General features: G+C 55.1%; 11 protein-coding genes and 1 pseudogene. 10 read left to right on the top strand and 2 right to left on the bottom strand.

Going from position 1 to position 12,676, the window contains the following annotated elements:
- Positions 1–173: 173 nt before the first annotated feature.
- Complete coding sequence (locus BN1135_RS06560) at positions 174–737, bottom strand: hypothetical protein (protein ID WP_042019784.1); 564 nt, start codon at positions 735–737, stop codon at positions 174–176.
- Between the two features lie 109 nt (positions 738–846).
- Positions 847–1,485, bottom strand: a complete 639-nt coding sequence (locus tag BN1135_RS06555) for a TetR family transcriptional regulator (RefSeq protein ID WP_042019783.1) — start codon at positions 1,483–1,485, stop codon at positions 847–849.
- 140 nt (positions 1,486–1,625) lie between these two features.
- On the opposite strand from BN1135_RS06555, the gene BN1135_RS06550 reads away from it, so the two are divergent.
- From BN1135_RS06550 to BN1135_RS06510, 10 genes and pseudogenes are all read left to right on the top strand, one after another.
- Complete coding sequence (locus BN1135_RS06550) at positions 1,626–2,819, top strand: efflux RND transporter periplasmic adaptor subunit (protein ID WP_042019782.1); 1,194 nt, start codon at positions 1,626–1,628, stop codon at positions 2,817–2,819.
- Positions 2,820–2,836: 17 nt separating this feature from the next.
- Entirely contained in the window at positions 2,837–5,986 is a 3,150-nt protein-coding gene (locus BN1135_RS06545; protein WP_042019781.1) for an efflux RND transporter permease subunit, read from the top strand.
- 591 nt (positions 5,987–6,577) lie between these two features.
- Positions 6,578–7,663, top strand: a complete 1,086-nt coding sequence (gene rfbB / locus BN1135_RS06540) for a dTDP-glucose 4,6-dehydratase (RefSeq protein ID WP_042019779.1) — start codon at positions 6,578–6,580, stop codon at positions 7,661–7,663.
- Positions 7,663–8,550, top strand: a complete 888-nt coding sequence (gene rfbD / locus BN1135_RS06535; protein ID WP_042019777.1) for a dTDP-4-dehydrorhamnose reductase — start codon at positions 7,663–7,665, stop codon at positions 8,548–8,550. Before rfbB ends, rfbD begins: the two co-directional genes overlap by 1 nt.
- Before the next feature lie 112 nt (positions 8,551–8,662).
- Complete coding sequence (gene rfbA / locus BN1135_RS06530; RefSeq protein WP_042019776.1) at positions 8,663–9,541, top strand: glucose-1-phosphate thymidylyltransferase RfbA; 879 nt, start codon at positions 8,663–8,665, stop codon at positions 9,539–9,541.
- 62 nt (positions 9,542–9,603) lie between these two features.
- Positions 9,604–10,161, top strand: coding sequence for a dTDP-4-dehydrorhamnose 3,5-epimerase (rfbC, locus tag BN1135_RS06525; RefSeq protein ID WP_042019775.1), 558 nt, complete (start codon positions 9,604–9,606; stop codon positions 10,159–10,161).
- Positions 10,151–10,570 carry a sugar 3,4-ketoisomerase gene (locus BN1135_RS21415; RefSeq protein ID WP_071287654.1) on the top strand — a complete coding sequence of 140 codons (420 nt, stop codon included), beginning with the start codon at positions 10,151–10,153 and terminating at the stop codon, positions 10,568–10,570. Before rfbC ends, BN1135_RS21415 begins: the two co-directional genes overlap by 11 nt.
- A complete protein-coding gene (locus BN1135_RS22620; protein WP_042019806.1) occupies positions 10,548–11,009 on the top strand; it encodes an acyltransferase in 462 nt (153 codons plus the stop codon). The genes BN1135_RS21415 and BN1135_RS22620 overlap by 23 nt, the downstream gene beginning before the upstream one ends.
- A gap of 1 nt (position 11,010) precedes the next feature.
- Positions 11,011–12,132: a DegT/DnrJ/EryC1/StrS family aminotransferase gene (locus tag BN1135_RS06515; RefSeq protein WP_042019774.1), complete on the top strand. Its 1,122-nt coding sequence runs from the start codon at positions 11,011–11,013 to the stop codon at positions 12,130–12,132.
- Positions 12,133–12,249: 117 nt separating this feature from the next.
- A pseudogene (locus BN1135_RS06510) lies at positions 12,250–12,567 on the top strand (polysaccharide biosynthesis protein); the annotation flags it as partial.
- Positions 12,568–12,676: the final 109 nt, after the last annotated feature.

The following is a 12,676-nucleotide window of genomic DNA, read 5'->3' as shown; positions in this document are numbered from 1 at the left end:
TGTATTGTCTGTCTTGTTATTAATTTTTGATATTAATCACACTTTTTAACACAGAAACCGTGTTATGTCTGCCTCCGCTGCGTTAACACCGAGTTAAATATTGTCGAAAGCTATGAGAGCAGACTTGCTGTCGGTTTGGCGTTGAACTGAAAAATCCGTGATGAATTAGCCCGTTAGGAGGCCCGATGATCGCCACGCAGCAACATGACGTAGTGGCTGGCGTTTTTACTGGCGTATGGTGGTGTGCTGGCAGATACGGCCCCCATCGGGGCCAGTTGCAGCGCTATCCCGGATGTGGTGACCAGTTGCTGCAGATGCAGCGTCAGCTGGTCGTGGCTCATCTCGCCGGTTGGCAGCAGGGGGAAACAGAGCGGGGCGCCCGCTTTGAGCAGGGCCGCCAGCTGTTGCAACAGGGGGACGAGGGTGGCCGCGTTGCTATCAAGCGGGCGACTTAGCCAGATGCCATCGTAAGGGAGCACCGAGTGCATCCGCGCGAGGGGGCCGACCCGCACCGCTTGTCCGTATTGCTGCGAGGCAACTTTGGCGTCGGCCAGCACAGCTTCACAGGCGGTGACCACACACCCTTCAGTACGCAGCCAGCGCAGATCCTCCCCCGTACCGCACTGACCATTGAGCAGATGGGCGCCGGGTTTGAGGCGCGCCACAAAGGCGGCCCGAATAGGGGCGTGCTGGTCGTTCAGCGGCTGGGGAGTGGGGATGGCGTCAGAGTGTGGCACAGGGGTTACCTCAAGCAGGGGGCGCACACTTTAACAAATCGGGGCCTGACTGCCAAAGCGTGCGGTCAGACCCCGGTTTGTAGGGGCATATTGGAGTTGCTGATTCCTGTTAGTGGCCGTAGGCAGGCCCGTGGGGTTGGGCCAGCATGGTGAACATGCTCTCTATCATGAAGCCGGACTCGCTCTGCAGGTCGATCCGCCCGGGAAAGTGGAGCCAGTTGATGATGTAGCCATCCAGGGTGCAGTGGAGCAGGGTGGCGGCGCGCTGCAGGTTGAGGTCGGCGGGCAGCTGGCCCCGTCGTATCGCGTTGGCCAGGGTTGTCTCCAGATCCCGAAAAAAGTGGCCGGACTGGCTGCGAATATGTTCGCGCAATGAGATGGCTTCCCCCTCCAGCGATTCGAGATTGAACAGGATGGTGAACATCTGCCGCTGGGCCGGATTGTGAATGAAGCTGTGGAGTACCCCTTCGAAGAAGAGACGCAGTTGCCCCAGCGGATCTGGCTCCTCTGGATTGAGGCAGGCATCGAGCTGGTGGGCGAGGGGGCTGCAGAGCTCCTCCCAGAGCGAAATGAAGAGCTCGTCCTTGTTCTTGAAGTGCCAATAGATGGCCCCACGGGTCAGGTCTGCCGCCCTGGCGATGTCGGTCAGGCTGGTCTTGGCCAGGCCCTGAGAGCAGAACAGATCCAGCGCCGTGTTCATGATATGGCCGCGGGTTTGCTGCGCCTCTTCTTTGGTTCGTCTGGCCATTGAAATCTATGCCTCATGCAAGCAAAAAGTCACTTACATACATTTATGAATGTATGTATATTGCCTCATCTTTCGACTATTTACCAACAGGGCCCGTGTGGCCCTGATTGTTCATTGACTGGCAAAGGCTCAGGTGTTTCATGCATAAACATATTCTTGCTCGTTCAGTTGGTCTCGCCTTGCTGGCTACAGGCTTGCTGGCAGGTTGTGGTGACAAGGGGGGCGCACCCCAAGGACAGGGCGGCATGCCCCCCGCTGCGGTCAACGTAGTGACCCTGCAGAGTGGCCCGCTGATGTTGACCACAGAATTGACCGGCCGCAGCGCCCCGCTGCGGGTGGCCGAAGTGCGTCCGCAAGTGAGCGGCATCATCCTCAAGCGCCTTTTTACCGAGGGGAGCGATGTGAAGGTGGGCGATCTGCTCTATCAGATCGATCCGGCTGTCTATCAGGCTGCGGTCGCCAGCGCCAGGGCCAATGTGGCCAAGGCCGAGGCCAACGAGCAGAGTGCCCGCTTCAAAGCCAAACGTTATCAGGAGCTGCTCAAAGTCAACTCCATCAGCCGTCAGGACTATGACGACGCCGACGCCAGCTGGAAGCAGGCCAAGGCGGAGATCATGGCGAGCAAGGCCGCCCTGCGCACCGCCGAGATCAATCTTGGTTACACCCGCATCACAGCCCCCATCAGCGGCCGCATCGGCAAATCCGCGGTGACCGAGGGGGCGCTGGTGACTGCTCAGCAGGCGGATAGCTTCACTGCCATCCAGCAGCTCGATCCCATGTATGTGGATGTGCGTCAGTCCACCGCCGATCTGCTGCGCCTCAAGCGACTGGTCGCCGAGGGCAAGCTGACTCAAGACGAACAGAAAGGCGCCAAGGTGACCTTCCAGCTGGAAGATGGCAGCACCTATGGCGAAGAGGGCTCGTTGCAGTTCTCCGACGTGACCGTGGATGAGACCTCCGGCATGGTGACCCTGCGGGTGATTGTGCCCAACCCTCATCAACTGCTGCTGCCTGGCATGTTCATGCGCGCTACCCTGCAAGAGGGTGAGCGGGCGCAAGGACTGCTGGTGCCGCAAACCGCGGTTTCCCGCACCCCCAATGGCGGCGCCACAGTGATGGTAGTGACCACTGACAACAAGGTGGAGCTGCGCAACGTGCAGCTGAGCCGTGTCGTTGGCAGCAACTGGGTGGTGGAGTCCGGCCTCACCTCCGGCGAGCGGGTGATCGTGGCTGGCTTGCAGAAAGTACGACCGGGCACCGTGGTCAATCCCGCTGAGCAGGGCGCCGATGCACAGTCTGCCCAGGCTGCGTCCAGCACCCCGGCCAACAAGTAGGATGGAGTAATCGCCTCATGGCTCGATTTTTTATAGACAGACCCATTTTTGCCTGGGTGATCGCGCTGGTGATCATGCTGGCGGGTAGCCTGGCCATCATCAAATTGCCGGTCGCCCAGTATCCGAGCATTGCGCCGCCCGCGGTCGGTATTTCTGCCAGCTATCCGGGCGCATCTGCCAAAACGGTGGAAGACTCGGTAACTCAGATCATCGAACAGAACATGACCGGGCTGGATCACCTGCTCTACATGTCCTCTCAGTCTGACTCCGCGGGGCGGGTGTCGGTGACCCTGACCTTCCAGCCGGGGACCGATCCCGATATCGCCCAGGTGCAGGTGCAGAACAAGCTGCAGCAAGCGATGTCGCTGCTGCCGCAAGAGGTTCAGCAGCAGGGGATTCGGGTACAGAAGACCTCCAGCAGCTTCCTTATGGTCGCGGCGTTCATCTCCAGCGATGGCAGCATGAACAACGACGACCTGGCGGATTATGTGGTCTCCAACATCAAGGAGCCCCTGAGCCGTCTGGACGGGGTAGGCGAGATCACATTGTTCGGCAGCCAATACTCCATGCGGGTGTGGCTCGATCCCAACAAGCTCAACCGGGTGCAGATGACCCCGGGTGATGTGCAGGCGGCCATCAAGGCGCAGAACGCCCAGGTGGCGTTCGGCAAGCTGGGTGGCACTCCATCGGTGGAAGATCAGCAGTTCACCGCCACCATCATGGGGCAGACTCGTCTCTCTACCGTGGAGCAGTTCAACGATATCCTGCTGCGGGTGAATCAGGATGGCTCCAAGGTGCGGCTCAAAGACGTGGCCCGGGTCGAGCTGGCGGGTGAAAGCTATGACGCCGAGGCGCTCTACAATGGCCAGTCCACCGCGGCAGTCGCCATCAAGCTGGCCACCGGCGCCAACGCGCTGGATACCGCCGAGAAGGTGCGTGCCAAGCTCAATGAGCTGTCGGATTACTTCCCGGCCAACATGAAGATCGTCTATCCCTACGACACTACGCCGTTTGTAAAGATCTCCATCGAGGAGGTGGTGCAGACCCTGATCGAGGCGATCTTCCTGGTGTTCTGCGTCATGTATCTGTTCCTGCAGAACTTCCGCGCCACCCTGATCCCGACCATTGCGGTGCCGGTGGTGTTGCTCGGTACCTTTGGGGTGATGGCGGCGTTCGGCTTCTCCATCAACACCCTCACCATGTTCGGTATGGTGCTGGCCATCGGCCTGCTGGTGGATGACGCCATCGTGGTGGTGGAGAACGTGGAGCGGCTGATGAGCGAGGAGGATCTCTCCCCGCTGGAAGCGACCCGCAAGTCGATGACCCAGATCACCGGCGCGCTGGTGGGGATCGCCCTTGTGCTCTCCGCCGTGTTCGTGCCGATGGCCTTCTTCGGCGGCTCGACCGGTGCCATCTATCGCCAGTTTTCGCTGACCATCGTCTCGGCCATGGTGCTGTCGGTGCTGGTGGCGTTGATCCTGACCCCGGCGCTCTGTGCCACCCTGCTCAAGCCGATGAAACATGGCGAGTTTGGTGCCAAGCGCGGCTTTTTTGGCTGGTTCAACCGCGCCTTTGATGTGGGGACCAACCGCTATCAGAGCGGTGTGCGCAAGGTGATCAAGCAGGGCGTGCGTTACAGCCTGATCTACGGCGCCATGCTGGCGGTGTTAGCGGTGCTGTTTATGCGGATGCCTACCTCCTTCCTGCCGGAAGAGGATCAGGGGGTCATCATGTCCATGGTGCAACTGCCAGTGGGGGCTACCAAGCAGCGCACCGAGGTGGTGCTGGCGGACATGCGCGACTACTTCCTGAAAAACGAGAAGGATAACGTCGACTCCGTACTGACCGTGTCGGGCTTCAGCTTCGCCGGTAGCGGCCAGAACGCGGGCATGGCCTTTATCAAGCTCAAGGACTGGAGCGAGCGCAAGAGCCCGGATCGCAGCGCCAATGCCATTATCGGTCGCGCCATGGGCTATCTGTTCAGTATCAAGGAGGCGCAAGTGTTCGCCTTCAACCTGCCTCCGATCCCGGAGCTGGGTACGGCGACCGGCTTTGACTTCTTCCTGCAGGATCGCGGCGGCATCGGTCACGACAAGCTGATGGCGGCGCGCAACCAACTGCTCGGCATGGCGGCGCAGGATCCCAATCTGGTGCGGGTGCGCCCGAACGGGATGGAAGATACGCCGCAGCTCGATATCAAGATCGACTACGAGAAGGCGCTGGCGCAGGGGCTCTCCATCGCGGACATCAACAACACCCTGGCCGCAGCCTGGGGTTCGTCCTACGTCAATGATTTCGTCGACCGGGGCCGGATCAAGAAGGTCTACCTGCAGGCGGATGCTCCCTTCCGGATGAACCCGGAAGATCTCAAGCTCTGGTATGTGCGCAACGCAGCTGGCCAGATGGTGCCCTTCTCCGCCTTTGCCAGCACCGAGTGGAGCTTCGGCTCGCCGCGTCTGGAGCGTTACAACGGCGTACCGGCGATGGAGATCGTCGGGGAAGCGGCGCCCGGCAAGAGTACCGGTGATGCGATGGCCGCCATCGAGCAGATGGTGAAACAGCTGCCTGAAGGGGTGGGCATCGAGTGGACCGGGCTCTCCTTCCAGGAGCGTCAGGCTGGTTCACAGGCCCCCGCGCTCTACGCCATCTCTTTGCTGGTGGTGTTCCTCTGTCTGGCGGCCCTCTACGAGAGCTGGAGCATTCCGTTCTCGGTGATGCTGGTGGTGCCGCTCGGGGTGCTGGGGGCCATTCTGGCTGCCACCCTGCGCGGGCTGGAGAACGATGTTTACTTCCAGGTCGGCCTGCTGACTACCATCGGCTTGTCGGCGAAGAACGCGATTTTGATCGTGGAATTTGCCAAAGAGCTCTATGACAAGGGGATGGGGTTGGGTGAAGCCGTGGTGGAGGCGGCGCGTCTGCGTCTGCGCCCGATCCTGATGACCTCGCTCGCCTTTATCCTCGGGGTGCTGCCGCTGGTGATCAGCTCCGGCGCTGGCGCCAGCAGCCGCAACGCCATCGGTACCGGCGTGATGGGGGGAATGATCAGCGCCACCGTGCTGGCCATCTTCTTTGTACCGCTCTTCTTCGTGTTGGTGATGCGTTACTTCACCAAACACAGCAGCAAAGAAGAGCGCCTGACCCATGCCGATGAGTCAAAACATGACTGATGGCATGCAGGTGAAACTGATCTGAGCAGCGTGCAATAAACCGCCAGCCTGCTTTGGTCTAGTTGACCACCAAACAGGGCAACCCCATGGGTTGCCCTGTTTTTTTGTTAAAAATGTAAGCATTTATTGCTTTGTGGTAAGCACTAAAGTGTTGTGGGAGTAGGTGTATGGTGATGTTATGGGTGTGACAAGTCTCAAATTGCGCTCACTGCACAGTGCTTTTTAGCTGTTCATCCTTTGGGGAAACGGGATAGAATTCCGTATCAAATCGGGCTAATGCGGTGTGCAAAACCATTTCAATTTGTAATCGTTTCCCGCCATATACACTGCCAAAAAAACACAAGAATGCTGGAGGACATGATGACCAACAGCTTGAGCAATATGGTTAAAATCAGCGAACTGGGGGCTGCAACCCAGTGCGGTAGCCATAGCGCTTGCCGTATTAGCTTAAATATTGAGCACTGAGCTATGTTCGCCTGCATGTTTTGGAGAGTAAATTCTAGAGTGTTTTTTGAGCCGTTTATTCATATTACCCCAGATTTATCCCATCCGAATTAACCGAACTACAACTTCTGTAAGAGCATCCTATATATGAAAATTCTCGTTACCGGTGGAGCAGGCTTTATCGGATCGGCGGTTGTTCGTCATATCATCCGTGATACCCAAGATTCCGTTATCAACCTCGATAAACTCACCTATGCCGGCAATCTGGAATCCTTGGCCGATGTATCGACAAGCGATCGTTATGCGTTTGAGCAAGTGGATATCTGTAATCGTGCCGAGCTGGATCGGGTGTTTGCCCTGCACCAGCCAGATGCTGTGATGCATCTTGCTGCCGAGAGCCATGTTGACCGCTCCATTACCGGCCCTGCTGACTTTATCGAGACCAATATTGTCGGCACCTATATGTTGCTGGAAGCGGCTCGCGCCTACTGGAATGGTCTGGACGAGGTGCGCAAGGCGGCCTTCCGTTTCCACCATATCTCCACTGACGAGGTGTATGGCGATCTGCCTCATCCGGATGAAGTTGCTGCCGATGAGCCATTGCCGCTCTTTACCGAAACCACTCCTTACGCCCCCAGCAGCCCCTATTCTGCCTCCAAGGCCTCCAGCGACCATTTGGTACGCGCCTGGCTCCGTACTTACGGCCTGCCAACCATCGTCACCAACTGCTCCAACAACTACGGCCCTTATCACTTCCCCGAGAAGCTGATCCCGCTGGTGATCCTCAACGCGTTGGATGGCAAGCCGCTGCCGGTCTATGGCAAGGGCGACCAGATCCGTGACTGGCTCTATGTGGAAGACCACGCGCGCGCGCTCTATAAGGTGGTGACCACTGGCTTGGTCGGCGAGACCTACAACATCGGCGGTCACAACGAGAAGCAGAATCTGGACGTGGTACACACCATCTGCGATTTGCTGGACGAGATGGTGCCGAAAGCGGGTTCATACCGCGATCAAATCACCTATGTGGCGGATCGCCCCGGCCACGATCGCCGCTATGCCATCGATGCCAGCAAGATGAGCAGTGAGCTTGCTTGGCAGCCAGAGGAGACTTTCGAGTCGGGTATTCGCAAAACTGTGCAGTGGTATCTGGATAACCAGCAGTGGGTCAGCAACGTCAAGAGCGGTGCCTACCAATCCTGGATTGAGCAGAACTACGGGGAGCGTGCCTGATGCATATTCTGCTGTTTGGTAAAAATGGCCAGGTAGGTTGGGAGTTGCAGCGTGCACTGGCGCCGTTGGGGCGCATCACTGCCGTTGATTTTGACTCCACCGACTATTGCGGCGATTTCAGCAATCCGGCGGGTGTGGCCGAAACGGTACGTCTGGTCAAGCCGGACGTGATTGTTAACGCCGCGGCACATACCGCAGTCGACAAGGCGGAGAGCGAGCGGGAGTTTGCCGAGTTACTCAACGCGACCAGCGTAGCCGCTATCGCCAAAGAAGCGGAAGGATTGGGTGCCTGGCTGGTGCATTACTCCACCGACTATGTGTTCGATGGCAGCGGTGAGCGCCCCTGGCTAGAAACCGATGCAACCGCACCGCTCAACGTCTATGGCGAAACCAAGCTGGTAGGGGAACAGGGGGCTGCTCTCTGCGCTCGTCACCTGATCTTCCGCACCAGCTGGGTCTACGCCGCCCGTGGCGCCAACTTTGCCAAGACCATGCTGCGTTTCGGCAAAGAGCGTAGCGAAATGTCAATCATCAATGACCAGTTCGGCGCCCCGACCGGTGCCGAGTTGCTGGCCGATTGCACCGCCCATGCGATCCGCGTGGCGCAGAGCAAACCCGAGGTCGCTGGGTTGTACCATCTGATTGCCTCCGGTACCACCACCTGGTTTGACTACGCCCAGCTGGTGTTTGCCACAGCTAGAGAGGCTGGCGTTGAACTGGCGGTCACGCAACTCAATGCAGTGCCGACCAGCGCCTTTCCGACCCCGGCCAAACGTCCCCATAACTCCCGTCTTGATACCCGCAAATTCCAGCGCACCTTCGATCTGGTGCTGCCGGACTGGACGGTCGGTGTGGAGCGGATGTTGACCGAGATCCTGGGCAAATAAATCACTGGTCAGGGATTTATTGAATGCATCCCTGACTGGAAGGGATAAAACGTAAAGGTGTGGCCGCAAGCCACCCTTTTCTTTTGCAATTTAAAAATAAGAAACAAGCATCATGACCAAACGTAAAGGCATTATTCTGGCCGGTGGCTCAGGCACCCGTCTCTATCCGGTCACCATGGCGGTGAGCAAGCAGCTGCTGCCCATCTATGACAAGCCGATGATCTACTATCCGCTGAGTACCCTGATGCTGGCCGGTATTCGCGATATTTTGATCATCAGTACGCCGCAAGATACCCCTCGTTTTGAGCAATTGCTGGGTGATGGCAGCCAGTGGGGTCTGAACCTGCAATACAAGATCCAGCCAAGCCCGGACGGGTTGGCACAAGCCTTTATTCTGGGTGAAGAGTTCATCGGTTCAGACTCGTGTGCGCTGGTGTTGGGTGACAACATCTTCTACGGCCACGACCTGCAGAAACAGCTGGAGTCTGCTGCGGCCAAAGAGAGCGGTGCTACCGTGTTTGCCTACCACGTGCACGACCCTGAGCGTTATGGGGTTGTTGAGTTTGATAAGCAGGGCACCGCTATCTCTCTGGAAGAGAAGCCGTTGGAGCCCAAGAGCAACTATGCGGTCACCGGCCTCTATTTCTACGACAACAGCGTGGTGGAGATCGCCAAGAGTCTGAAGCCATCGCCCCGTGGTGAGTTGGAAATTACCGATGTAAACCGTATTTATCTGGAGCAAGGTAATCTGTCGGTGGCGATGATGGGCCGTGGTTATGCCTGGCTTGATACCGGCACCCACGAGAGCATGATTGAAGCGAGCAACTTTATTCAGACCATCGAGACACGTCAGGGGTTGAAAGTGGCGTGTCCGGAAGAGATTGCCTATCGCCAGAAATTTATCAATGCCGAGCAGGTTCGTGAACTTGCTGCACCGCTGGCAAAGAATGCTTATGGTCAATATCTGCTGAGAATGGTTGCCAAAGCCTGATGTGATATGGGGGGAGGTAATATGCTGCCCCCATAAAGATTGAATCAAATGTGGATAGACAGATGAATGTAATCAAGACAGCGATCCCTGACGTGCTTATTTTTGAGCCAAAAGTATTTGGTGATGAGCGTGGCTTTTTCTTTGAGAGTTTCAACCACAAGTTGTTTGAAGAGGCGGTAGGATATCCGGTTGCCTTTGTACAGGATAATCACTCCAAATCTTCGAATGGGGTACTGCGTGGCTTGCACTATCAGTTGCCGCCCCATGCTCAGGGCAAGCTGGTGCGTTGTGTGGCAGGTGAAGTGTTTGATGTGGCGGTAGATATCCGCAAAAGCGCGCCGACCTTTGGAAAATGGGTCGGTGTTCATCTATCTGGTGAGAACAAGCGGCAGTTGTGGATCCCGGAAGGGTTTGCGCATGGGTATGTTACCTTGAGCGATACGGCTGATTTTTTATATAAAACCACTGATTATTACCATCGTGAAAGTGAAGGTGCGATTGCGTGGAATGATTTCGAACTGAATATTCAATGGCCTGTCGAGAAAGTATTTCTTTCAAAAAAAGATCAGAGCGCTCAATCATTTATAAAATTCAATAAGGCTATTGAACATGCAAATTAAACTAATACCTCTTCAGGCTCACGGTGACGATCGTGGCTCACTGATTGCGCTGGAAGAGGGCAAGAACATTCCTTTTCCGGTTAAACGAGTTTATTATTTATTTAAAACGAAAGAAGGTGTACGCCGTGGGTTTCATGCTCACAAGGCGCTTAAGCAAGTCGCTATTGCAGTGCGCGGTTCGTGCCGTTTTGTATTAGATGATGGTAACGAGCGGGTCGAAGTATTACTCGATGATCCGGCCCACGGTTTGCTGATTGAGTCATTTATGTGGCGAGAAATGTACGAATTTTCAGAGGATTGTGTGCTCATGGTTCTCGCTGATCAACTTTATGATGAGTCAGATTATATTCGTGATTATGATGAGTTTTTGGAGGCGAAAAATAACAATGTTCATTCATCCGCTCAGTGATGTGCAAAGCAGCCGAATTGGCGAGGGTACCCGTATATGGCAGTTTTCCGTCGTGCTCAAAGATGCCTCCATTGGTCGTGATTGTAATATCTGTGCCCATACTCTGATTGAAAATGATGTAGTGATCGGGGATGCCGTAACGATAAAGTCAGGTGTCTATATTTGGGATGGTACTCGCATTGGGAATAACGTGTTCATCGGCCCGTGTGCCACGTTCACTAATGATAAAATGCCTCGCTCTAAAATTTATCCTGATGCATTTTCTAAAATCATTATCGAAGATCATGCTTCCATTGGTGCTAATGCGACTTTATTACCTGGTATTACCATAGGTAAACACGCGATGGTTGGAGCAGGTAGCGTTGTGACCAAAGATGTTCCTGCTTACGCAGTGGTAGTAGGTAATCCGGCAAAAATCATTAAATATATAGAGTGCTAACATGATCAACTTTCTCGATTTAAAAGTCATCAATAATCAATATCAGCAAGAACTTAAAGATGCCTGTGCACGCGTTATTGATTCCGGCTGGTATATTATGGGCAATGAACTGACCCAATTTGAAACCGAGTTTGCCGCTTATTGTGGCACCAAGCATGCTATTGGTGTGGCAAATGGTTTGGATGCGTTGATACTCACTCTGCGTGCGTGGAAGAATCTGGGAAAACTGCAGGCTGGTGACGAGGTGATCGTCCAAGCTAATACCTATATTGCTTCCGTGTTAGCCGTCACCGAAAATGACTTGGTGCCGGTGCTGGTTGAGCCAAATCCGGCCAGCTATAACTTGGATCCAGCCACGATAGCCGCTGCTATTACCCCGAAAACTAAAGCCATTCTGCCCGTACATTTATATGGCCAGTTGTGCCCTATGTCGGAAATCATGACGCTTGCCAAGCAGCATAACCTATTAGTACTGGAAGATTGTGCTCAATCCCATGGTGCCGAAATGAATGGCAAGCGTGCCGGTAACTGGGGTGATGCCGCAGGCTTTAGCTTTTATCCGGGGAAAAACCTCGGTGCCCTTGGTGATGCCGGTGCCATCACCACCAATAATGATGAACTGGCACAAACACTCAAAGCCCTGCGCAACTATGGTTCCCATAAAAAATATGAAAACCTCTATCAAGGTGTAAATAGCCGTCTTGATGAAATGCAAGCCGCCATGCTGCGGGTCAAGTTACGCCATTTAGAGGCCGAAACTGCCCGCCGCCAACAGATTGCCGCTATGTATTGTGAGGGGATCAGCAATCCGCGTATCATATTACCACTCGATGCCACTACATTCGCCATCCAACATTACAAGCAACATGTCTGGCACCTGTTTGTTGTGCGTTGTGAACAGCGCGAAGCCCTGCAACAGCACTTAGCTGAAAATGAAATTCAAACCTTAATTCATTATCCCATTCCGCCGCACAAACAGCAGGCGTATAAAAAATATGCCGATATGCAGTTGCCGCTAACCGAACAAATTCACCAGCAAGTGCTCTCAATTCCGCTTGATCCAACTATGAGTGATGCTGCGGTTAAGCAAGTGATAGCTGCTATCAATGAGTTTGCTGGATGAAGCGTCTACTCAAAGTCACCGCCATGACGGGTTATTAACCCTGCTACGCATGGCGATGGGATTTGTGATTGCCAAGGTGGTGGCCATTTATACCGGCCCCACTGGCATGGCAATACTCGGCCGGGTGAAAAGCTCTACGAAGAGTTACTGATTGGTGATGATGCCAGAGGAACCGAACATCCCAGGATCATGGTGGCACAAGAGAGCTGGCTACCTTGGTCGCGACTGCGCCCCTTGTTGGCCTCGCTGGATGATGCTTGTCACCGTTTTGATCAACAGCAAGTACGCGACATCCTGATGCATGCGCCTGCCGCCTTCGAACCAACTGATGGCATTTGTGATCTGGTGTGGCTGGCCAAGCAGCAGCTACCACCAAGTGATAATGTTGTTAAATTGCCCTCACACAACATAGACTTTTTGCTTGCCAATCACTGAGTTTGTATATAGGCGCCCAATATTGGGCGCTTTTCTTTTGCTCTCTTGCATTTGTTGGTTGTTTTTTAACCGATCGAACCTGTCTTGGACTAAATAACTGTTCCGAATA

Origin of the sequence: Aeromonas sobria (assembly GCF_000820145.1) — a bacterium.
GTDB lineage: Bacteria > Pseudomonadota > Gammaproteobacteria > Enterobacterales > Aeromonadaceae > Aeromonas > Aeromonas sobria.
This window is presented reverse-complemented; position numbering and strand designations above follow the sequence as displayed.